Here is a 21,768-nt window from a genome sequence, read left to right as displayed (position 1 = left end):
CAGGTGGCAATGTAAAGTTCGCGAAGTATCTGACGGGATAAACGAGGTTTAATAATTTAACTAACCACCCAGTTGCTAAGACAATTGATTTGATGATGAAACAGTCAGACTGTTCTACTTAAAACCTGCTCTGCACATAGGTGCTCAAGACACCGCGGGGATGATTAAGGAAAGTAGAAGCAAATATCCATCAGGGCCAGAGGGTTCCCTCATGAACAGGCCGAATATATGGGTGCAATGAACTCTTTCATAATTAATAATCAAATGTCTTGCAAACCGGATGGGTCCATATATGTGCAGATGCTTTTTCGGGACGGTGAATAGTCGCATCAGCGACTGGGCTTATGAGCGAGAGGCTTGGATGCCGAACTGGCTTTTAAACAGGGACGTTGTTTGCGCCATCCATGGCCGCTTAACGAAAACATCCATGTTTTCGATACCCTCAGCCGCATCTGCACTGGGTTATGTGTCTCTTCGATTTTGCCTTATTGGTATAATTTGGGGTGGTAAGAAGTAAAATTGTTATTGGACAGAAATTGGTTAGAGCTTGAGCTTTGAAAGCAACGACCGCCACTAGTGAAAGTATAGCAATAAGATATGCGCTAACGCCCTTTAATGGGCAACAAAACGTAGCGACGATTATGTTGAATGAAGGGTATTGCTTAAGCGATGAATTATTACACCAGATTTGAAAATAACTCGAGCAAGCAAATACTTATTAAAACCATTACTACAAAAGGGATCGTAAAAAGCACTGTCCTCGCATCGGTCATAACCGTTGACACAAAATAAGAGCCAACAAAAATGTTGGCTCTTAGCAGGATACACCCACCTTCCTTTTACTTATACCCCAGAAAGGAGCATAACTCTTGTGTATTGAGACTAATTGATAATTTCATACTAAGCAAAGCTTTCATATCAGATTAATTGGATACAGTAAGCATGACCCGGTATAACCTATTAGAGTAACAATTATAATTGTTGAGTATTTTTGTTTGACAAATTTATAATTTCTTCAGTCACTTTGTCTTTAAGTTGATTTTCGTCTAATTCATACGCAGCTCTGTCCTTAGGGGAGTAAGCATCGGCAAGGCAGAAAATAGTAGAAAGGCATTCACTAAGTTGATCCTCGTCTTTAAGTATAATTCCGCTTGAACCTTCAAACTTCCAAAGCTCAATATATGCATTGACAAACTCATCAGCAGTAAGCCTTTCTTTTGAAAAGGATTTAGCTAAAGCTAGTAATGTTTTGCTCATCTTAAAAAGCCTTTTTTTAAATAATTATTGAACTGAGGTGTTCCTTTAATCAGTTTAAATCCAGTAATAAACTCATCAGACTTACTTAACACCACAACGTTATTGGTATTCACATTGAAAAACACTTTTGAGTCTTTTGCTAGCCCATAGGTTCCCCTTTGCACTGTTATTGGATCGTCCATATGTTTCTTGATAGCTAGTTTAAATTCATTAATTGTCTTTGGGTTTTTCTTCGTTGTACTTATGCCAAAATCAATCGCATGTTTAAACTTCTTTGTTAATTGATTTGTGTTAAAAATAGTTACTTGGCTTGCTTTTACTAAAGTCGAACGAACTATACCAAAACCGCTAATCGCTAATGCTACATTTACCGATGTAATATAAGTTTGCGGGGTTATGTTTATATTTTTTATAAACTGTATTTGTGTTGACGCTATATTTTGCTTTATTTGCGCCATTAACCCCCAATCAGCTTCTCCTTTCCATACATCATTTAGATAACTCACCTCTCTCATAGGTAAATTTTCGGTCCAGGAGTTTAATAGTGCTTTTTGTCCTGTAGTTAGCCCAGCACGATCTGCAATTCGTTCTACTGTTCCTCTATGGCATGTAGCCTCGCAATTTACAGCACTATAAGCTAAAAATGAATTTGTTATTAAAATAAGAGAAAACAATACTTTAATCATTTTTCTTATCCCATTCATGATTTACATCTGAATCTAGTTTTAGTTCTTTTATTTCTAGATAGGTAATTGAGTCGACAACGACATATTTGTCGTAAACGACAAATATATCGTTGTCACTAAAATCAAAAAATGAACTGTGCTTATTTATAAATGAAACTGCTAAGTTGGACGCTTCGCAAACAGTTGTATCACAATCTATCTCATAGGTTTTAGCCTTCGCTGAAGTAGATATAACCATGAACAGAATCACTAAAAATACGTATACTATATTTACACTTTTTATCATGACATTTAATTCCTTTTATGTTTAAGTTTTTAGATTCCTCTATACTACATTATAATAATTCGCATTTGCATTCGTATTTACATTGTGAGTAGTGTGATGCCCTCTAAGGGCAAATTATTCGGCGTTTTTAAGAGGTAAAACAAAGCCGTTGGCTTTAGTTTGATTACATTACAAGCTCACTTTGGGGCAAAAATGTGTTAGCTCTAATTCTCTCATGCTTACCTATTACGATTAAATCGAAGAGGTAATTAACCTAGTGCAGATGCGGCTGCGAGCTTCGATGACAGGGATGTCATCGCAGAGCCCACATGGAGGTGCTTGTGGCGTCTCGCAGTAGTAGCTACACACTCCTCGCCGGACAGGCGTTAAAACACTTTGAAGGTACGAGCGTCGATGACATGGCCACTCTATGACATCCTTGCCACTGAGGGATTTGTGACCCCTCTCATGCTCAGCCATCGCGGTTAAATCGAAGAGGTAATTAACCTAGTGCAGAAGTAGCTGCACACTCCTCGCCGGACAGGCGTTAGATTAGTTTGAAGGTGCGAGCTTCGATGACATGGATGTCATCGCAGAGCCCACATGGAGGTGCTTGTAGCGTCTCGCAGCAGTAGCTGCACATTCCTCGCCGGACAGGCGTTAGATTAGTTTGAAGGTTCGACCTTGGATGTCTTCGCTGTAAAGCGATTAGCTGTATATCGCTAGCTGCAACGGCTAATTAGCCATGCCGTCAGCTATTGGTGGCACACCATTTCGATATTATGACCATCAGGGTCAATAACGTAAGCGGCGTAATAGTTGCTGCTATAGTCGGGGCGTATACCGGGCAAACCGTTGTCTTTTGCGCCCAAGTCTATGGCTATTTGATGAAACAGCCTGACTTGCTCAGTGGTGGTTGCCAAAAAAGCGATATGGAGAGGTGCTGGATTGTCTTGTGGTTGGCGGCGAATGCACAGTGAGGAGCGGCCGTCTGAGCTTAGCTCAATACCTAGCTCGCCTTCAGACACAATCGCAATGCCGATGGGTTGTAATACCTTAAGGTAAAACTGTTTGCTCTTTTCATAATCTCTGACGCCAAATACTACATGATCAAACATGTTTACTCCTTAAACTTAATGGCTAAAAGATTTAAAAAACATTAGCCAGCAATTAATCAATAACCTAGCAAGGTGATCAACAGCTAATCAAGCCCTTTGCCCTGATTGCTGTGATAATTACAAATACACAGTACGAAATGATGAAATAGGCTACTAATTGTTATTTTTAGCACGAGGGGCGTTAGCTCCAACTATCCCTGTCTATATTTTTCTTCAGGGCTGGAACTGAAGCTTGTTGTAATCAGGTCGATGGTTGGATAGTGTGGCTAACAATAGAACAATATGGATGTATATTTATGAATAACGGAGTATTTTTAGCTTTAACACTATTAGCATCATGTCTAGCTGAAAATGCTTGGTCATGCGATGAGTTGCCAGAAAAGATTACCAGTATTATCGCCAATACGAATGATGCTCTTTTAGTTGGTGAATATCACGGTACAAAAGAGTCGCCAAAGCGCTTCTTTGATATTGTTTGTAATTCAATAGACATATCTTCTAAAAAAATAACCGTGGCAATCGAGCTTATTGAAGGAGACATTACGCTTAATGGCGACAACCAATCTATGACAAAAGATATAGAGAAGTCGACCATATGGAATGAGCAGCATGATGGTAAAACCAGTGCTGCGATGTTCGAACTGCTGCAAAAACTCAACCAGCTGGTCAGCGAAGATAAAATAGATGTTGTTTTTTTCGATTCAGATAAACAACAAAGAGACTTAGAGATGGCCAGAAACATTAAAGAAAGCCTTCTTGGTAACACGCTTGTCATTGCTTTAACGGGTAATAGGCATAACAAAATCAAACATGGCAATTCTTGGGATCTTGAATCAAAAAATATGGGGGCTTACTTGGCTGAAATGGGCGTGGATCTGGCTAGTATTAACTTACTGGTAAATGGAGGCCGTGCTTGGGTGTGTATGCCTAATTGTACAAGCCATGATTTGAAACCAATTAATCTGGATGATAGACAGGAAGTTTTTCAAGCTGGGAGCGAAAGCCGCTATCAATATCATTGGAAAATTGGCGCTGTAAGTTCTTCTAAACCTGCGATATACAGTAGGTAGTCTAGTTTAAGTTGTTTGGCTAACTTAATGTTGGCAATAGTTAATTCAAAGATTATCGCAACGAACAAGCATACAAAAAAGCCGAGTGATACGTGATGGTATCGACTCGGCTTTTTGGTTAGCGCAGGCTATGTGTTTAACCAGCCTTAGCTGTTTAACAGGCGCTCAGCCATAGCCGCTACGCCGGGGTAGTCTTGCTCGGGTAAGATTTCAGCTAGTTGCTGTAATTTACCGCCAAGCGCAGCGTTGCTGGGTGCTGATACATTGATGTGGCCCATCTTGCGGCCAGCGCGTTGTGATTTGCCATACCAATGGCTCTTCACATCATCAATATTGAGTACTTGGGTAGGGATGTTAGCCTGTCCCAGAACATTGATCATCACGCTTGGCTTTTGCGCCTTAGTGCAACCTAAAGGTAAGCCTGCAACTGCGCGTAGGTGATTCTCAAACTGACTGCAAGCAGTGCCTTGCTGGGTCCAGTGACCTGAGTTATGTACACGTGGGGCAATTTCATTGACCATTAGTGTGCCGTTGACATCAAAAAACTCAATGGCGAGTACGCCCACATAATCCATTGCTAATGCCAACTTATTAAAAGCATTCAAGGCTTGCTGTTGAATATTGTCATCCATCTCTGTAGCAAGCGACAGCGTGAGTACGCCATTGGTGTGTTGGTTTTCAGTGACAGGGTAAACTTTGACATTACCTTGTCGGTCACGGGCGCCAATCACTGACACTTCGCGGTCAAACGGAATCATCTTTTCAGCAATAATGGTGTGTGGGAACGATTCTGTGCCACTGGCAATGAAACCGGCCATTTCAGCCCAAATCGCATCAAGTTGCGCTAGCGAGGTTAATCGCCATTGACCTTTACCGTCATAACCGGCTTGGCAGGTTTTTATCACCAAAGGTAGCGCCAGTAGCTCAACGGCTTCGACAAGGTGCTGCTTTTCTGTGATTAACTTGTAATGTGCAGAAGGTACGCCGGTTTTATCCAGCAGTGCCTTTTCAATACTGCGATCACCGCCAGTTTTAATTGCCGCTTTACCCGGGTAAAACTTACCGCTTTGGCAGCAAAGCGCTAATACATCATCGGGAATATGTTCAAACTCAGAGGTGATCACATCCACCATTGCAATGGCTTGTTCTAGGCTTTGGTTAAAGTCTTGAAGTGTTAGCGGGTGGATGATTTTTTTCGAGCCGACATCATAGGCACGCACATTTAAGTCTAGCGGTGCGCCTTCAAGGCTCATCATGCGTGCCAGTTGCCCAGCACCTAAAACCAATATGTTCATATTAAATCGCAGGATCTGGGTTAGCTAATACAGAGTCAGTTTGCTGCTGACGGAACGCTTCAATTTTGGCGAAAATTTCAGGTTGCTGTGACCCTAAAATTTGCGCGGCTAGTAGACCAGCGTTAGCAGCACCAGGATCGCCAATTGCCAATGTGCCAACCGCCACGCCTTTTGGCATTTGGCAGATAGATAGCAATGAATCAATACCGTTTAAGGCTTTCGATTTTACTGGCACGCCTAGCACTGGCAGGCTGGTGTGAGCTGCAACCATACCTGGTAGGTGAGCAGCACCGCCCGCGCCCGCGATGATGACATTGATGCCACGCTCTGCAGCAGTTTCTGAGTATTCGGCTAGTAACTGAGGAGTTCTGTGAGCTGAAACAACTCGGGTCTCATAGGCAATGCCAAAGGTGTCTAACATTTTTGCCGCATGCTCCATGGTCGGCCAGTCAGATTTGGAACCCATAATGATACCAACTTTCATACACAATCCTTCTAATGGTGATCTTAAATAAGTGCGACATAGTCGAAATTTGCGCCCGATTATACACATAGAAGCGGCTTATTCGAAACTTTGCTGACGAATTCAGCGTTTGATTAACTGAACCTTTACTTCTCCGTTATTTTTAGATGATTTGCTTTTGACAAAATGACTCGCTTATCGCGTTTAGACCACCAATGCGCCGTGTGGCCAACCCGCTTATGTCGCTCATTGTGCAGTGTTTTCGTTGTCCTTGATGACACGGCAGTACTAAAAGACGAAGCTGGGTCAGAGCACGGTGATCACTTTGGCTTCTTTTGGGCGGCTAAAAATGGCATTTCATGGCTTGTAAGTTTCTGCTATGTTGATTAATTACACTAGTATTAACCCTAAAGTATAAGGAATTGCGTTCGCGACACGGAGTCCAACTAAAAAACGAGTCACCCGACAACAATAATTAATAATTGGGGGAGCAAGTTGAAATTAGCCGTATACGTAAAACTTATCGTTTGTTTAACCGCCTTGTCAGTCGCCACATCGCTACGCGCTCAGCAGCCAGAGGCGTTGCCTATGGTGATTTTGTTAGAGGCGGGTGAATTTGATATTGCCGACGACGAAGAGCCGCACCTGCTGAATAAAATGTGGGGGCTCATTAGGCAATCGACATCGCAGCCACTGGCAGTTGAACAGCTGCAAGTGAGCATGAGCCGTTCATGGAAAGAACTGCCCAAACAGCAAAATGCCTGCATTATGAATGCCCTTAAGTCTGATGAGCGTCAGCAGATAGCCCACTTTAGCCGTTACCCTTTGTCTGTCTACCCACCAATACGCTTGTTTCACCGCGCTGATAGTCAAATGACCTTTGACAAACCATTTGATTTTGACGTGCTTAGCGATAGGCCTGAAATTACCTTAGGCACAGTGAAAGGGCGGAGCTATGGGAGCTTGTTAAACCAAAAGCTTGCCGAGCATCAATTGAATGTTTATCAGCGTAGTAGTATTGAGTCGTCGACCAAGTTGATTGAGATGCTAATGGCCAATCGGGTCGATGCCATCTTAGATTACAGTTTGTCGATTGATCATTTTTTCCAAGTGATGCAGACCGAAAACCCGTTGGTCGCATTACCCATCGTCGACGCTAGCGAGCCAATGTTTGGTTATATTGCTTGCTCTAAAACACCTGCAGGAAAGCAGTTGATTGCGGCGATAGATGCCAGCATGAGCCAAGAGGCGGTGCAGCAGCAATATATAGACCTACACCGCCAGTTTTTTGGTGAAACCGAGTATCAATTGTTGCAAAGCACCTTAGCGCAACTATTTGCACCGCAATAGTACTGTCGCGAGCTTTATTCGAACACAGCCAATGTCAAAGGCTGCAAAGTTTTGTTCAATATGATGGCGGCTATAGTATGATGTGTTTCTTTATTCTGGAGATGCGAAGGTGCAACAATTGCCGGCTGACAATCAAACCGTCGATAGCGATCAAATGCTGATGCTGCGTTATCAAGATGGCGACATGAGCGCATTTGAAAGCCTATACCAGGCGCACAAAGGCCCGCTATTTCGTTATTTCGTACGCCAGCTTGATGACCCACAACTTGCAGAAGATCTTTACCAAGAGGTGTGGAGCAAGGTGATTAAAGCAGCTGACAGTTATCAGCCAAATGCCAAGTTCACCACCTGGCTATATAAGATTGCCCATAATCTTATTATCGATCACGTCCGCGCGGTAAAGCCTGTGGATCTCTTTAGCGACACCAATAGCACCGAAGAGCCTTTTGAAGCGCAAATAGAGTCAACTCAACATCAGCCCGATGGCGATTTAGAGCAGCAGCAAAAATCATCCATTTTAAAGCGCTGCATAGCTTTGCTGCCGGCGGTACAAAAAGAAGCCTTGCTACTAAATATTGAGATGGGTTTTACCGCTGCGGTTATTGGTGAAATTGCTGGTGCCAGTATAGAAGCAACCAAAAGCCGTATCCGCTATGCCAATCAAGGTCTTAAGACCTGTGTGAATCAACATTGGCAGCAGGTGTAACATGACTAAAGATAATCATCAGCAAGATATGATTGATAACGAATTGGTGCAGTTGTATCGCCGCCAAGCAACAGAGCAGCCGAGTCCTGAACTGGATGCCGCTATTCTGGCTAAGGCGGCTCAGCGCAGTGCGCCAGTAGCAGAAGATCCCCAAAAGGTCGTGCGGCCTCCGGCCAGTTTTTGGCAGCGTCATCGCTGGCCCGTTTCCTCTGCGGCTTCAGTGATGTTGATTGCCGGGTTACTGCTAATCAATGGCGGTGAAGACGCTGATATGGTGGCGCCAATGTTAAATAGCGATGCTATTGCTCCGGCGGCGGTTGAGCCAATGGCAGCCAGTCCGGCAGCGTTTAGTGCTGATTCAGCAGCCGTGCCAGAGGCAGCTTCTGCAGCGCAACTGCGCCAAAAAGCCTTGAAAACTGAGGGTTCGGAAAGCGTAGAGCAGATGTTGACGCAAGTTGAGCAACTGGCAGCGCATCAGCCTACTCAAGCATTGGCAGTGTTGCAGCAACTAGAGCAACAGTTCCCGCAAATAACTGAGCAAAGCCACCCGTTGCATCAGCGCTATCAGCAATTAAAAACCAGTTTGTGATTAAACCTCAACGCTAGAATAACGCTTTAAACCAATCCCAAATCCCCGTTGAGGAGTCGGCAAATATGTCGACTCCCAACGCTGACTTCAGTAGATAAAGTGCCAGTAAGCCCAGCGCCACACTTAACAGTAAAAAGCCACCTACCATGGCAATAAACATCAACACCGACAGGTTTTTCTCTTTGCGAGTGTATGCCCGGCGGTTGCGGCCGAGTAAAAATACGTAGTAGAAGCGCCAACGAACAAATGGAAAAGCAAAAGTGCCGCGTTTATCAATGCTGTGATTGCCCCAACTTTGTCCCCTAACGGCTAGGCTAAGCGCTTGTTTTTGCTGCTCGCTGAAACTCGTTACCACCTGCTCATCCATATTTTCAAATAGATCGTTTAACAGCGGATCATGTCCCGCTTGAGTTGCCGATGCGTTGGGGGACTGTGGGGTGTTGATAGGAGCCGAGTTTGCCGTCATAGCGAGCCTTTTTTTGCGCATGTTATTCAATCAGTATAGTTGTACACATTTGCTAATACTTAATTGGTAGAAGATTACTGTTAATTTAATAAAAATTTGCTAACGTGTTGGCAAATTTTTCGATACTTCAAGTCGTTGTCCATATTAAGAAGAGTGTGAAATGAAACTCCGAACCTCACTAGTTAGTTGTTTAATCGCGTTAGGTACATTTTCCAGTGCCGCCCTTGCCGTCAGCCCAACCAATCAAGGTTATTACCGCGCCCCCGCGTTGCAGGGAGATACCTTAGTATTTACTGCTGAAGGTGATTTGTGGAAGCAGCAACTTGGGGATAAACAAGCGTCACGTTTAACCAGCTTACCAGCGCAAGAAATTGGGGCCACGCTGTCCCATGATGGTAAGCAGGTCGCGTTTGTCGCTAACTATGAGGGCAACGACGAAGTTTATGTTATGCCGCTAGCTGGTGGTGTGGCTAAACGCGTGAGCTTTGAAAATAGCCGAGTGCGTATTCAGGGCTGGACCGCGCAAGGGCAGGTGCTTTATGCCACTGACAACGCCTTTGGGCCTGCCAACTACTGGGTACTGCGCAGCGTTAATCCTGATACGCTCATCACCACTGACTTACCTTTGGCCGATGCGATTGAAGGTGTGATAGACACCGCTGGCGAGTACCTGTATTTCACCCGCTTTGGGCTGCAGACTACTGGCGATAATGCCAAAGTTTACCGTGGCGGAGCAAAAGGCGAGTTGTGGCGTTACCAGTTAGGTAGTCAACAAGAAGCTGAGCCGCTCAGTGCCGATCATATTGGCTCGGTTCGTCAGCCAATGCTGTGGCAACAACGGCTTTATTTTGTCAGCGATGCCAGCGGCAACGACAACATTTGGTCAATGGATTTAAGTGGTAACGATAAACAGCAGCATACCGAATTTACCGATTGGCAGGTGCGCGCCGCCAAGTTAGATCAAGGCCGCATTGTTTTCCAAAAGGGTGCGGATATTGTGCTTTACGATATCAGTAAAGATAGCAGCAGCGTTGTCGATATTAGCCTAAGTTCTGATTTCTCTCAGCGCCGCGAACATTGGGTTAACGAACCGATGAAGTATGCCACTGCCACTGAGTTTGCCAGTAGCGGTAACAAAGTCGTGGTGACCGCGCGCAGCCACGTAGCCATTGCAAGTAATGACGGTAGCCGCTTAGTGCAGGTGTATGCACCAGCTGATAGCCGCATACGTCAAGCGGTGTTAAGCCATGACGGTAAATGGGTTTATGCCATTAGTGATGCCAGTGGCGAGCAAGAATTATGGCGCTTTGCCGCCGACGGTAGCGACAATGCCAAACAGCTAACAGACAATGCGTCGAGCATGAAAATGTCATTGACGCTGTCGCCTAACGGCCGCTACTTAGCGTTTGATGATTATGATGGCAATGTGTCGCTGTATGATCTTAAGCGTGATAGACAAAAAGTGATCATCACTCAAGGTCAGGGCTTAGGACCATATGCCGACATTAACTGGTCGCCCGATAGTCAGTTTATTGCGGTCACTAAGCATCAGTTAGGCAACTTACGTTCACACATTGCGCTTTATTCGCTTGATGATGACAAAGAGCTGGCATTAACCAGCGACAAGTATGAGTCGTTCTCTCCAAGCTTTAGTCCCGATGGCCAATGGCTGTATTTTGTGTCTAATCGTCACTTTAAGTCGACGCCGAGCTCACCATGGGGCGACCGTAACATGGGCCCAATGTTTGATAAGCGCGGGCAGCTCTTTGCCATAGCGTTAAACAAACAAGCTCAATTTCCATTTGCTAAGCCAACCGAGCTGGATAAACCTGCCGTAGAGGTCAAAGAGGATGAGGTTGAAGTCAGCGTTGACTGGCAGGGAATTACCAAGCGTTTATGGCAAGTACCGGTAGCATCAGGCAATTATTATGATTTAACGGTAACCGACAAAGGTCTGTACGTGATGGACCGCAAACGAGGCGAAAGTTCGCCGCGTTTACAATGGATTAAATTTGATAAGCAGCAACCTAAAGTCGCCACCTATGCCAAAGACGTCGGCAGCTACGCGCTGAGTCAAGACGGTGAAAAGTTGTTTATCCGTCGTCATAAGCAAGATGGCAAACAGATGCTGATTGTGGAAGCGGGCGATAAGCTACCAAAAGATCTCAATGGTGCCAAAGTGGCGATGTCCCAGTGGCAGATAGCCATTGAGCCACAGCAAGAGTGGCAGCAGATGTTTGAAGATGCTTGGTTGATGCACCGCGATTCATTTTATGACAAGCAGATGCGCGGCGTAGATTGGCAAGCAGCCAAAGCGAAGTACCAACCGTTAGTGGATCGCTTAACTGACCGTCATGAACTTAACGATCTATTTAGTTTGATGATGGGAGAGCTCGACTCACTGCATTCACAAGTTCGCGGCGGTGATTTGCCAGTTGATAATCAGCAAGCCCAATCTGCTAGCTTAGGGGCGCGATTTGCCCAGCAAGACAAAGGCGTAGTGATTGCGCATATTTATCAAACTGACCCAGAGTTACCAAGCCAAGCTTCGCCGTTAGCCAAACCGGGCGTAGACGCGCAAGCGGGGGATATTATCAGCCGGATTAATGGTAAGCCGGTAACCAATATTGCCCAAGTGACTCAGTTGCTGCGAAACCAGCAAGGTAAGCAAGTGTTGTTAGGGCTGACTCGAGGCAAGAAGTCTCATCAAACCATCGTTGTCCCCAATACGCCTCAGGTAGATGCCAAGCTGCGCTATCTTGACTGGGTCAATCACAATGGCGCTAAGGTCAGTGAGGCCAGTGAAGGAGAGATTGGCTATTTGCATCTCTATGCTATGGGCTCAGGCGATATCGCTAGCTTTGCTAGAGAGTTTTACGCCAACATTGAAAAAGATGGCTTAATCATCGATGTGCGTCGTAATCGTGGTGGCAATATCGACAGTTGGATTATCGAGAAATTACTGCGCCGTGTGTGGATGTACTGGAACCCAACTCAAGGTGATGCCAGCACCAATATGCAGCAAACCTTTAATGGTCACCTTGTGGTGCTTACCGATCAGCTGACTTACTCAGATGGTGAGACTTTCTCAGCAGGTGTCAAAGCGCTGGGCATTGCGCCACTGATTGGCAAGCAAACGGCAGGTGCGGGTGTGTGGTTGTCGGGTCGCAATGCATTGACCGATAAGGGCATGGCGCGCGTTGCCGAATATCCACAATATTCAGTTGACGGCACCTGGGTGGTAGAAGGCCGCGGTATTTCACCTGATATTGAAGTAGACAATTTACCTTATGCCACATTTAGCGGTGTAGATGCGCAGCTTAATAAAGCCATTAGCTATCTACAACAGCAGCTAAAATCGGACCCTGTATTACCATTTAAGGCTAAATCTATGCCGACTCGTGGTATGGCTGCCGATGTTAAACCGATTAAGTAAACAGTAAAAGTTTAGGGTACCACTCGCTAAGCAGTTCCCAGGCGGGGGTACCCATTTTCTGTGCTAGTGCCATTTTAATGGTCATTCCCCTCCTTGATAAACCCCACTATTTTATCGTCTGAGTGATTGTTATCATTCAGTGATTTTTCTTTACACTTGTATGGCTTAGGTGATAATTTTTAACTTAACGCATTGGGCGTTTTTTCACTATCCTTTAGGGTGTATAGCAAAGTGAAATCACCCAGCACTGCCAGTTTATTAATAGGGATATAAAATGTCAGACCAAGCCAAGACTGAGGCCACCACCGAGGCCGAGCCCTCTACCAGCGTGCAACCAACCGACGCAGACACTCAAGCCAGTCAAGCCAAAACCAATAAAATCCGCAAAGCGACTAATTACTTGCTTATTTTTGCGACCACCATGTTTGCGTTTCACCTTATTGCAGACCGCTTTATTCCGTCAACGGATCTAGGCCGAGTACGGGCATTTGTCGTGCCTATCAGCCCGCAGGTTTCGGGTGAAATCGTCGACATATTAGTGACCCCCAACACTTTAGTGCAAGAGGGGGAAATCCTCGCCAGAGTGAACAGCAGCGATTATGAAATTGCAGTTAATACTGCCGAACAAAAGCTTAAGCAGGCAGGGCAGAACATGGGCGCGCAAACTGCTAATGTGACAGCTGCTCAGGCTAAAGTGACCAATGCGATTGCTAACTTTAAAAATGCGCAAGTGCAGTCAAAACGTGTGTTTGCGATGGCAGATAGAGGGGTGATGTCACAAGCTGATGCCGACAATGCCAGAGCGTCATTGACCAGCGCCGAAGCAGCGGTAGCTGCTGCCAAAGCCGATCTTGCTAAGGCGGAAGAACGCCTCGGCATGGAAGGGGATAACAATACGCAAGTGAAGTCGGCTTTGCTGGCTCTGCAACAAGCTCAACTGAATTTACAGCGTACCGATATTCGCGCCCCCACGGCTGGTACCGCGTCTAACTTTCGTTTGAAAGAAGGGGTATTTGCCAACAAAGGCCAGCCATTGATGACATTTATCAGTGTCGAGAATGTTTGGATTGAAGCTTATTTTCGTGAGAACAGTCTTGGCAATATGAATGCCGGCGATAAAGTGGAATTTGCGCTCGATTATGCGCCGGGTAAAGTTTTCCAAGGGACTGTTGGCAGCATCGATTACGGTATTGATTGGGGACAGAACGAACAAGTGGGTAAGCTGGCGACCGTATCTGGTCAAACGGGTTGGTTACGTCAATCGCAGCGTTTCCCTGTCACTATCGTGTTTGATGAAGACCAAGCAAAAGGTCTTAAGCGAGTAGGTGGCCAAGCAGATGTGATTGTTTATACCAAAGATGACGGTTTGTTTAACCTAATCGGTAAGGCCTACATTCGCATCGTAAGCTGGCTATCATATGTCAGATAAGTTGTTGTCAGGCATGCAGGTCGCCACAGAGGAGCAAATCTATACCCGCAAGGTATTACGGTTTACTTTAGGTGTGGGCTTAGCGGTGGCCATCTCGGCTGCATTTGCCTGGCCGTTAGCGTTTATTGTGCCTGTGTTTGTGGCTAAGTTTTTGGTTGATCGCCAAGAGCCAACGGTGCAAACCGTTTATGAGTTGCTGCTTTCCATGGTCGTGACCATTCTATTGGGCTGGTTAGTCAGCTTTGGCCCGACCCAATATGCCCTAGTATTGCTGCCATTGATTGCCTTATTGATGCTGTGGGCCTACTACTTATTTACCGACCCTAAATGGAACTTCTTCGCCACCGTATTAATTATTGCGGTGCTATTACTGCCTTACATGGGGATGTTACAACCCGGGGCCGCGTTAATTGTTGGGTTTGGATTAAGCTTCTCAGGTGTGGTGGCTGTGGCTATTTTTGCCCTAATGCATGCACTGTATCCTGACTTATCATTAAGTCGCGAGCAGCACCCTATGCCGCAGCAAAGCAGCGAAGACCGTATCTATGAGGCATTTAAAGCGCTGATACTGGCGTTTCCTGTGATCTGCTTCTTCTACTATTTACAGATTTCTGGCGCATTGCTAACCATGATCTTCATCGCCATCTTGTCATTGCAGGCAGCGGGAGAGAAAAGTGTCAAAGTCAGCTTATTCTTGATTCTTACCAATGGCGTGGGCGGCATCTTGGCGATTATTTTCTATAATTTATTAGTCATCGTGCCGCAGTTGTCGTTTTATGTCGTGCTTGCCTGTCTAGCGGCAATTGTGTTTGCCCGCAAAATCTATCTCGACCCAGCTAAGGCGCAATTGTACGCCGGTATCTTTTCCGCGCTGATTGTTGTGGTGGGGTCGACGGTGTCGTCAGCGGATAAAGATGTTGCCGAGAATTTCTATCTGCGTATTGCGCAGTTGATGCTGGTGGGGGCTTACATGGTGTTTGCATCCTTTTTCTTAGAAAGTCGCAATTGGCAATTTTTAAAACGAATCGAGAGGGATTAATGAAGGGAATCAAGCGGTATTCCATCACTATGCTGGCCACGCTTTTAGCTGCGGTAACTGCGCCGGCCTATGGCGACCAAGCTGGTAATTTACGGGTGTCTGTGGGGGGATTTTACTCCACATCAGATAGTGGCATGGAAGTCACTAGCCCACTCACCGATAAAGAGTTTGATTTAGATTTTGAAACCGACCTAGAGCTGGTTGAGCGAGAGTTTCTGCCATTCATTGAGCTAGCTTATTGGGTTAATGATGATCATGTTGTTTATGCCGACTGGAAGCAGCTGCACCGAGATGCAGAAAATACCAGCATTACGGTACCGTATGAGTTCCAACATCCCGACACTGGCGATACTTATACAGTACAAGCCGGCGCCAAAATTACCACTACTTTTAATGTAGATATTGCGCGTGTAGGTTATGGGTATCGCTTTTATAAAGATGATAACTGGGATTTAATCGCCACTTTGGGCTTACACGTAATGTGGCTTGAGCTTGGATTTAGTGGCGATTTAGGTCTGTGTATTGATGAGAGTTGTGAAATTATCAATGTTGACCCAGACCAAGTAGTGTTTACCGAAATGACCGCACCATTGCCTGATGTTGGCCTGCTGGCGGCATACTCTTTTGCCGACAATTGGCGCATTACCGCCCATGGGCAATATTTTTATCTAAAAGTGGATGATATCAGCGGCAGTTTAATTGATTTTAGCGGCGGCATTGAATATCAGTTTACCCCGCAGTTCTATACAGATTTGTCCTATAAGTACTACAAGGTTGATGTGGATGTTGAAGGCGATTTTACCGACACCAATATCTACTACGGGTTTCACGGGCCCATGCTGACATTTTCTTATTTGTTCTAGTTGGCGTAATTAGGTAAATACACCATAGAGAGGGGAGTAAAGTAATGCCAAACAAAACTGTTGTTCCCCTTTTTAAAAGTGAATATACCGTAGTGCTTGTTCAACTGCTTAAACAACTCGATAAAGATATCTACCCCATCATAGATCAAGCGAAGCTGCCGGAGAATATTCTGCAGCAAGACCACGATTATGTGCCGGAAGCTTCCGCAATAAACCTGCTCGATATTTTGATGGAGAAGGTGGGGCCAGAAAAGTACACTCAGTTTATTGTCGCTGCGGCTGAAAACATCTATATCCCGCGTTACCTTGCCAGAATGACCGATGTGTCGACCTTAGAAGATGCACTAAAGCAGTTTATTGAGTTGGTGCATATCGAGTCGACCCATACACACTTACAACTAAAGTTATTGCAGAAAAAAATGTGGTTTGTGCGTCACCGCCGCACCCTGACAGGCCAAGACCGACTTGTATTGGCCGAGCAGTTCGCGCTAACTATTATGCTCACATTAATGCGAACGTTACTCGGCAAAAGTTGGCAACCCATTGATGTGTCGCTGTGTGAGAACCAAGCCCAGACGATTCAAAATGCCTTAGGATTAAACGCTAGTCAGTTCTATACGGCGCGCGCTGTAACTGCTATCAGCTTTGACCCTAGTATGTTGGCAACTAAAGTGCATGTCAGACAAAATGGCCAAGTGATTATTGAGGAAGTGCGCGCACCTGAAGATTTTGTGGAATCGTTGATAAATGCGCTAACACCTTACTTTATGCTCGGCCGTCTGCCGATTGCTCAAGCAGCAGTGATTGTGGATATGAGCGTGCGCACCTTGCAGCGGCGTTTGACTAAAGCTGGTGTAAGCTACTCTCAAGTGGTCGACAGGATTATCTTCATGCAGGCCAAGAAACAGCTGGCTGAAGCCAAGTATTCGGTAACGGATATCTCAGCCAACTTCGGTTATGCCGACGTGGCCCACTTTTCTCGTGCCTTTAAGCGCTATGTGGGGATGTCGCCACGGGCGTATCAACAGCAATTAGCCAACCCATAGCCGTTGATTGCTGCGCTGCCAACTTCTCGTTTACCCCCGCTTGGCCAGGAAACTCGATGCCTTAACTGAGATAGAGTAAAAATTAAGCGCGAAAGATAAACAGACCCTAATTATGTTGTAAAGTTAAATTTTTATTGACTCAATGCTAATTCGGTCTTATTTTCTGCTCGATGTTTTTACGCGGTCAAAGTAGCATCAAGTAATCAATTTACTTGGGTAATTAGCGCAATAAAAAAGCAGAATTGGTAAAGGTTATTGGGCCATTAGCCCGCCTTTACGCGTTAGTAAACCATGAATGTGATGACATTCATCTTTAGATTAAGGACCTAGTTGCATGTCTGAACCGACAGCGTTAAGTCTTATTCCCCCAGTTGTTGTATTAGTGTTAGCCATTTGGCTACGTCGACCCATTTTGTCGCTAATTGTGGGGGCGATATCCGGGCTACTATTGCTTAGCCCTGCAGAAGTATTACCCAATTTCGCCGCCATTTCACTCAGTGTCATGGCCGATGAAACCATTGGCTGGTTAATCCTAGTGTGTGGTAGTTTTGGCGCGCTAATCGCATTGTTGGTGCGAACTGGCGGCTCGATGGCCTTTGGTCGTCATGCACTTAAATTTGCCAAGGGGCCGCGATCTTCGCTGTTTATGAGTTTCGTGCTTGGGGTCATTATCTTTATCGATGATTACCTTAATGCGCTAACTGTTGGCTCAACCATGCAGCGAGTGACCGATAAATTTAAAGTCTCCAGAGAGATGTTGGCCTATGTGGTGGACTCTACCGCCGCACCTATCTGTGTGCTAGTGCCATTGTCGACTTGGGCAGTGTTTTTTGGTGGTTTACTGGTTGATAACGGTATTGCACCCGAAGGGCAAGCCATTGCTGTGTATATGCAGGCAATCCCTTACATGCTTTACGCATGGTTATCGGTAGCGATGGTCATACTCGTGATTGTCGGTATCGTGCCAGTATTTGGGCCGATGAAAAAAGCAGAGCTAGCGGCTAAGCAAGGTGAGCCAGCGCTTAAGCAAGTCAATTTAGAAGACGTACAGACTTCAGATGAATACGCGGTGAAAGCGGCCGAAGACAGTTTTGAGCAAGCCGATGATTCGGGTAAGTTGCACAACTTTTTTGTACCGATCATCTTGCTGGTGGGTTTCACTATCTACTTTGATATTGATATCTGGTACGGCTTATTGGCCACATTGGCGGTAACATTGCCTTATTATGCTTTGCAGCGTCTAATGCCGCTGTCAGAGATGATGGAGCAAATGATTGATGGTTTTAAAAGTATGCTGCCAGCGATTGGTACTGTGATTGCGGCATTTATTTTTAAAGATGTGTGTGACAAATTACTGTTACCGCAATTTGTGATTGAGAGCTTAAGTCCGTATATGACGGCGCAGTTCCTACCTGCAGTGGTATTTGTTGCTATGGCGGGATTGGCGTTTGCCACGGGCTCAAGTTGGGGCATCTTCGCGGTATCTATTCCGATTGTTATGCCGTTGGCACAAGCTGTTGGAGCAGATACACCGTTGGTTATTGGTGCGCTATTGTCTGCGTCATCTTTTGGTAGCCAAGCGTGTTTTTACTCCGACTCGACGGTGCTGGCAGCCCAGGGCTCTGGGTGTAACTTGGTGAGTCACGCGGTAACCCAGTTACCTTATGCGCTTATCGCGGCGGCGGTGACGTTTGTGGGCTTTATCATGTTGGCCTAACCGGCAATACCATGAAAAAACGCAGCCTTAGTGCTGCGTTTTTTTATGCCTATTGTTAGCGACTTTTTCTGGCACTTTAGTGCTGGCGACTCTTTTGGTTGCTATGGCTGCGCGTTGCAGGTCGAGTCGATGGTTGTGAGCGCGCCGGTTTAGCCGCTTTAGACTGGCTTGTTGATTGCCGTTGCACGCGATTATTGGGTGCTTGCGGCAGATACTGGCGCTGCTGACTCGTGGCTCGGTTTTGTTGGTTACTGCTCGCTTTGTTACTGTAATTACTATTGCCGTTCACTTTAGTGCGAGCCTGCTGGTTAGTGGATTTATTAGTGCCGTAATGGCGCTGATTGTTGTTCAGCTTTGGCTGCTGTTTAGTGGGCTGCTGGCTGATTTTAGCGCTTGAATGTTTGTGGTTATTACTCGCCACATTAACCGGTTTAGCGGCTTTGTTTTGCTGCATTTTATGGCTGAAATCTTGCCCTCTTTTCAGGCGTTGTTGCGGCTTAGACAGCGCTTTGTTATTGGCAACATGACTCACATTGCTGTGTTTTACACGCGGTTGCTGGTTATAAAACTTAGCGGGTTTATGGCTGTTATAACGCTGTTTGACAACAGGGCTACGGTAGGCCACGCCACGGCGATGCTGAGGCTTATGGTGCCATCGCTGCGCCCCTTTGCTGGTAACAATGCGGCCATGGTGACGGTATTTATGTGACTTTCTATGGTGGGTAACCACCACATGGCGTTTATGCCAATGGAAAGCACTGAAATAGAAATTAAAGCTGATATGGGTACGGCTATGCCAATAAAAGTGACCATGTCGATAGTGCACATAATGGCGCGGATAATGCCAATAAATGGGCGGGTAAGCGTGCCAGCGCCAGTATCCGTAGACAACACGTGGGTCATAGTAAGGCACATATATCACTTGGGGTTCACTGGGCTCAATTATGATCTGATTGTTGACCTTAGTGACGGTCATATTATCCATCTGCTCAAGGTTTTCAGCCTCATCAGCCTGCTTTCTTAAGTCTTGAATACTGGCGAGAACGTCAGCTTCGTCTTGTAAGAAGGCGTCACCTAAATCTTGGGTCCAGTTTAAATCTTCGCTTAGTCGCTCTAATACGCTGGGAAAGGCGAGTAAGGCGGTGACACTGGGATCCCAATCTTCATCTTCTGCTTTAGCCATTAGCTTATCTGCGGCTAAATCTGGATGCTTCTTGGCGAGGCGATCTGCTTCGACAATCTCCAGAGGATAGGTTGCTGCAATCAGAATATGGGTCAGTAAACTGTCTGGGTAAAGGGCAATAGGCGCAAGCATTTGCGCCAATTCAGCATCGCTAAATTGGGCTTGTTGTTCAATATTGCTATCGCTGGCGTAGGCAAAACCTAGGCTGGACATTATCAGGCAGAGTCCAAGTTGCCAGCGGCGGATTAATCTAGTCATATGCACTCCATTACCACATTGTGGGTTATCTTGACTGAATCATACCCAAGTGAAAATGAACACAAGCTGACAATTATGGGTCGCTGCGGCCGATTTTTGGAAAATACAATATAAACGCTGCGCCACCTAAGTGTTGTGACTGCGCGATAGTTAAGCTGGCATCGTAGCTTTGGCAAATATCGCGCACGATGGCTAAGCCAATACCATGGCCTTGCTCGTAGGTATCGGCGCGTATGCCACGTTGTAAAATGGTTTGGCGCATTGATTGGCTTACACTATCGCCATCATCTTCAATGGCTAGGCGCAAGCCTTGCTGTGCGTCGACACTGACCGACAATTCAACCCGTTGTTTTGCCGCCTTACAGGCGTTGTCGAGCAGATTACCGAGTAGCTCGGTTAAATCGCTTTGGTCGCCATAAAATAACATATCGGCACTGGGCGCTTGTCGATAGCTTAACTGCACATCGGGATAGATTTTTGGCAAAGTTCGCATCAATTTGTCAGAGACATCACTGACCTTGACCCCAAGATGCCATGCGTTATTGGCGACGCTCTGAGCTCGCTTAAGTTGATAACTGATGATTTGATTGATTTGTGCCACCTGTTCAGCTGAGCTGGGGCTCAAATCTTGTTGGCTACGGATCACCGCCAGCGGTGTTTTTAGGCTGTGGGCTAAATCGGATAGGGCATTGCGATAACGGCTACGTTGACGCTGCTCCGCCGTTAACAGGGTATTGAGTTGCTTGGCGACGGCATTGATTTCGGTTGGATAGAGACCGTTAATTTGCTGGCTTTTACCCTGTTCGACTTGGGTCAGCTCATGGCGAAAGCGTGCCAGTGGTCGCAGTGTCCAGGTTAGCCAGCTAAGCTGGACGATGGCCAGTACCGCCATTAAAATCAGCAACCATGTCCATAATTGGCGGCTAAACTTCTCAATTTGTAGCTGAAACTCTGCCCGCTCCTTCAGTACATGCACTGTGACTGTAGTGCTCTCTTTTAAGCTATTTTTCTGGATAAAGCTGACACTGAGACTGTAGACCAAAAACGGTTTGTCGTTGATATTGATTTGCCGAAAACTACTTTGCCCCAACGGCGGTGTGGGCAGTGAATCAGGTGGAGTCAGGCCACTGTAAGAGTTAGATTGCCACAGCAGCTGCTGGCCACTTTCAAGCATTTGCTGCAGTGGTGCATTGAGTGTCTTGGCTGCCGCTTTAGGGCTGGAGATTAGTGCATAAAGGCCCGATTGAATCACATTAAAGCGGGTTTCAGTTAACAGCTCAGGTACAAACAGGGCTTGTTGATCAATATCGGTGACTGCCAGCACTGAGTACAAGTATGCACTCAGCTCATTTTCAGCGGCTTGGCTGACATAATCTTGAAATGCCTTGTTTAAGGTGACACCGATGATCGGCAATAACACTAAAATCAGCAGTAGGGCGCTGGCAAGCAAGCGAGCCCGCAAGGAGCGAAAGCGCAATGCCGTTAATGCGGTTTTCAGCCATTTAGGCTGATGGCGACTTGCAGCCATCGTC

19 protein-coding genes are annotated in these 21,768 nt (G+C 45.9%); 10 read left to right on the top strand and 9 right to left on the bottom strand.

From position 1 onward, the window contains the following. Positions 1-972: 972 nt before the first annotated feature. The 4 genes from L865_RS0117215 to L865_RS0117200 form a co-directional block, all read right to left on the bottom strand. The gene (locus tag L865_RS0117215; protein WP_028774382.1) at positions 973-1,257 is read right to left on the bottom strand and encodes a colicin immunity domain-containing protein; all 285 of its coding nucleotides are present in this window, start codon (positions 1,255-1,257) and stop codon (positions 973-975) included. After that, positions 1,254-1,943 carry a colicin D domain-containing protein gene (locus tag L865_RS25190; protein ID WP_211237709.1) on the bottom strand — a complete coding sequence of 230 codons (690 nt, stop codon included), beginning with the start codon at positions 1,941-1,943 and terminating at the stop codon, positions 1,254-1,256. Before L865_RS25190 ends, L865_RS0117215 begins: the two co-directional genes overlap by 4 nt. After that, entirely contained in the window at positions 1,936-2,229 is a 294-nt protein-coding gene (locus tag L865_RS0117205; RefSeq protein WP_028774380.1) for a hypothetical protein, read from the bottom strand. The genes L865_RS25190 and L865_RS0117205 overlap by 8 nt, the downstream gene beginning before the upstream one ends. Positions 2,230-2,963: 734 nt before the next feature. After that, positions 2,964-3,326, bottom strand: coding sequence for a VOC family protein (locus L865_RS0117200; RefSeq protein WP_028774379.1), 363 nt, complete (start codon positions 3,324-3,326; stop codon positions 2,964-2,966). 296 nt (positions 3,327-3,622) lie between these two features. On the opposite strand from L865_RS0117200, the gene L865_RS0117195 reads away from it, so the two are divergent. Next, positions 3,623-4,396 carry a hypothetical protein gene (locus L865_RS0117195; protein ID WP_028774378.1) on the top strand — a complete coding sequence of 258 codons (774 nt, stop codon included), beginning with the start codon at positions 3,623-3,625 and terminating at the stop codon, positions 4,394-4,396. A gap of 146 nt (positions 4,397-4,542) precedes the next feature. On the opposite strand, the gene L865_RS0117190 is transcribed toward L865_RS0117195, so the two are convergent. Both L865_RS0117190 and purE read right to left on the bottom strand, forming a co-directional pair. Then, positions 4,543-5,691 carry a 5-(carboxyamino)imidazole ribonucleotide synthase gene (locus L865_RS0117190; RefSeq protein ID WP_028774377.1) on the bottom strand — a complete coding sequence of 383 codons (1,149 nt, stop codon included), beginning with the start codon at positions 5,689-5,691 and terminating at the stop codon, positions 4,543-4,545. A 1-nt stretch (position 5,692) separates the two neighbouring features. Then, positions 5,693-6,175: a 5-(carboxyamino)imidazole ribonucleotide mutase gene (gene purE, locus L865_RS0117185; protein WP_028774376.1), complete on the bottom strand. Its 483-nt coding sequence runs from the start codon at positions 6,173-6,175 to the stop codon at positions 5,693-5,695. A gap of 474 nt (positions 6,176-6,649) precedes the next feature. On the opposite strand from purE, the gene L865_RS0117175 reads away from it, so the two are divergent. From L865_RS0117175 to L865_RS0117165, 3 genes are all read left to right on the top strand, one after another. Beyond that, positions 6,650-7,504: a transporter substrate-binding domain-containing protein gene (locus L865_RS0117175; protein ID WP_028774374.1), complete on the top strand. Its 855-nt coding sequence runs from the start codon at positions 6,650-6,652 to the stop codon at positions 7,502-7,504. A gap of 154 nt (positions 7,505-7,658) precedes the next feature. Further along, entirely contained in the window at positions 7,659-8,210 is a 552-nt protein-coding gene (locus tag L865_RS0117170) for a sigma-70 family RNA polymerase sigma factor (RefSeq protein ID WP_051484673.1), read from the top strand. A gap of 1 nt (position 8,211) precedes the next feature. Next, the gene (locus L865_RS0117165; RefSeq protein ID WP_028774372.1) at positions 8,212-8,799 is read left to right on the top strand and encodes a hypothetical protein; all 588 of its coding nucleotides are present in this window, start codon (positions 8,212-8,214) and stop codon (positions 8,797-8,799) included. Between the two features lie 13 nt (positions 8,800-8,812). Here the strand turns inward: L865_RS0117165 and L865_RS0117160 are convergent, their stop codons facing one another. After that, positions 8,813-9,265, bottom strand: a complete 453-nt coding sequence (locus tag L865_RS0117160) for a hypothetical protein (protein ID WP_245608458.1) — start codon at positions 9,263-9,265, stop codon at positions 8,813-8,815. A gap of 160 nt (positions 9,266-9,425) precedes the next feature. On the opposite strand from L865_RS0117160, the gene L865_RS0117155 reads away from it, so the two are divergent. The 6 genes from L865_RS0117155 to L865_RS0117125 all read left to right on the top strand — a co-directional run bounded on the left by L865_RS0117155 (position 9,426) and on the right by L865_RS0117125 (position 18,795). Continuing rightward, positions 9,426-12,701 (top strand): S41 family peptidase, encoded by a 3,276-nt coding sequence (locus L865_RS0117155; RefSeq protein ID WP_028774370.1) that lies wholly within the window; start codon positions 9,426-9,428, stop codon positions 12,699-12,701. A gap of 274 nt (positions 12,702-12,975) precedes the next feature. Continuing rightward, the gene (locus tag L865_RS0117145) at positions 12,976-14,130 is read left to right on the top strand and encodes an HlyD family secretion protein (protein ID WP_028774369.1); all 1,155 of its coding nucleotides are present in this window, start codon (positions 12,976-12,978) and stop codon (positions 14,128-14,130) included. Next, the gene (locus tag L865_RS0117140) at positions 14,120-15,169 is read left to right on the top strand and encodes a DUF2955 domain-containing protein (protein ID WP_028774368.1); all 1,050 of its coding nucleotides are present in this window, start codon (positions 14,120-14,122) and stop codon (positions 15,167-15,169) included. Before L865_RS0117145 ends, L865_RS0117140 begins: the two co-directional genes overlap by 11 nt. Next, on the top strand, positions 15,169-16,032 hold the full coding sequence (locus tag L865_RS0117135; RefSeq protein ID WP_028774367.1) for a hypothetical protein: 864 nt from the start codon (positions 15,169-15,171) through the stop codon (positions 16,030-16,032). Before L865_RS0117140 ends, L865_RS0117135 begins: the two co-directional genes overlap by 1 nt. 44 nt (positions 16,033-16,076) lie before the next feature. Then, positions 16,077-17,078, top strand: coding sequence for a helix-turn-helix domain-containing protein (locus L865_RS0117130; protein ID WP_028774366.1), 1,002 nt, complete (start codon positions 16,077-16,079; stop codon positions 17,076-17,078). A 334-nt stretch (positions 17,079-17,412) separates the two neighbouring features. Then, entirely contained in the window at positions 17,413-18,795 is a 1,383-nt protein-coding gene (locus tag L865_RS0117125; protein WP_028774365.1) for a Na+/H+ antiporter NhaC family protein, read from the top strand. Between the two features lie 76 nt (positions 18,796-18,871). On the opposite strand, the gene L865_RS0117120 is transcribed toward L865_RS0117125, so the two are convergent. Further along, a complete protein-coding gene (locus tag L865_RS0117120) occupies positions 18,872-20,236 on the bottom strand; it encodes a DUF3300 domain-containing protein (RefSeq protein ID WP_028774364.1) in 1,365 nt (454 codons plus the stop codon). A 73-nt stretch (positions 20,237-20,309) separates the two neighbouring features. Then, positions 20,310-21,764, bottom strand: coding sequence for an ATP-binding protein (locus L865_RS0117115; RefSeq protein ID WP_084632571.1), 1,455 nt, complete (start codon positions 21,762-21,764; stop codon positions 20,310-20,312). Positions 21,765-21,768: the final 4 nt, after the last annotated feature.

Origin of the sequence: Shewanella waksmanii ATCC BAA-643 (assembly GCF_000518805.1) — a bacterium.
Taxonomy (GTDB): Bacteria; Pseudomonadota; Gammaproteobacteria; order Enterobacterales; family Shewanellaceae; genus Shewanella; species Shewanella waksmanii.
Note: the sequence above shows the minus strand (reverse complement) of the source record. Positions and strands in the feature narration are given on the sequence as shown.

Coding starts and splice junctions, on each gene's coding strand:
- L865_RS0117215 (WP_028774382.1), bottom strand. CDS start 1,257: ATGAGCAAAACATTACTAGCTTTAGCTAAATCCTTTTCAAAAGAAAGG.
- L865_RS25190 (WP_211237709.1), bottom strand. CDS start 1,943: ATGATTAAAGTATTGTTTTCTCTTATTTTAATAACAAATTCATTTTTA.
- L865_RS0117205 (WP_028774380.1), bottom strand. CDS start 2,229: ATGATAAAAAGTGTAAATATAGTATACGTATTTTTAGTGATTCTGTTC.
- L865_RS0117200 (WP_028774379.1), bottom strand. CDS start 3,326: ATGTTTGATCATGTAGTATTTGGCGTCAGAGATTATGAAAAGAGCAAA.
- L865_RS0117195 (WP_028774378.1), top strand. CDS start 3,623: ATGAATAACGGAGTATTTTTAGCTTTAACACTATTAGCATCATGTCTA.
- L865_RS0117190 (WP_028774377.1), bottom strand. CDS start 5,691: ATGAACATATTGGTTTTAGGTGCTGGGCAACTGGCACGCATGATGAGC.
- purE (WP_028774376.1), bottom strand. CDS start 6,175: ATGAAAGTTGGTATCATTATGGGTTCCAAATCTGACTGGCCGACCATG.
- L865_RS0117170 (WP_051484673.1), top strand. CDS start 7,659: ATGCTGATGCTGCGTTATCAAGATGGCGACATGAGCGCATTTGAAAGC.
- L865_RS0117165 (WP_028774372.1), top strand. CDS start 8,212: ATGACTAAAGATAATCATCAGCAAGATATGATTGATAACGAATTGGTG.
- L865_RS0117160 (WP_245608458.1), bottom strand. CDS start 9,265: ATGACGGCAAACTCGGCTCCTATCAACACCCCACAGTCCCCCAACGCA.
- L865_RS0117155 (WP_028774370.1), top strand. CDS start 9,426: ATGAAACTCCGAACCTCACTAGTTAGTTGTTTAATCGCGTTAGGTACA.
- L865_RS0117145 (WP_028774369.1), top strand. CDS start 12,976: ATGTCAGACCAAGCCAAGACTGAGGCCACCACCGAGGCCGAGCCCTCT.
- L865_RS0117140 (WP_028774368.1), top strand. CDS start 14,120: ATGTCAGATAAGTTGTTGTCAGGCATGCAGGTCGCCACAGAGGAGCAA.
- L865_RS0117135 (WP_028774367.1), top strand. CDS start 15,169: ATGAAGGGAATCAAGCGGTATTCCATCACTATGCTGGCCACGCTTTTA.
- L865_RS0117130 (WP_028774366.1), top strand. CDS start 16,077: ATGCCAAACAAAACTGTTGTTCCCCTTTTTAAAAGTGAATATACCGTA.
- L865_RS0117125 (WP_028774365.1), top strand. CDS start 17,413: ATGTCTGAACCGACAGCGTTAAGTCTTATTCCCCCAGTTGTTGTATTA.
- L865_RS0117120 (WP_028774364.1), bottom strand. CDS start 20,236: ATGACTAGATTAATCCGCCGCTGGCAACTTGGACTCTGCCTGATAATG.
- L865_RS0117115 (WP_084632571.1), bottom strand. CDS start 21,764: ATGGCTGCAAGTCGCCATCAGCCTAAATGGCTGAAAACCGCATTAACG.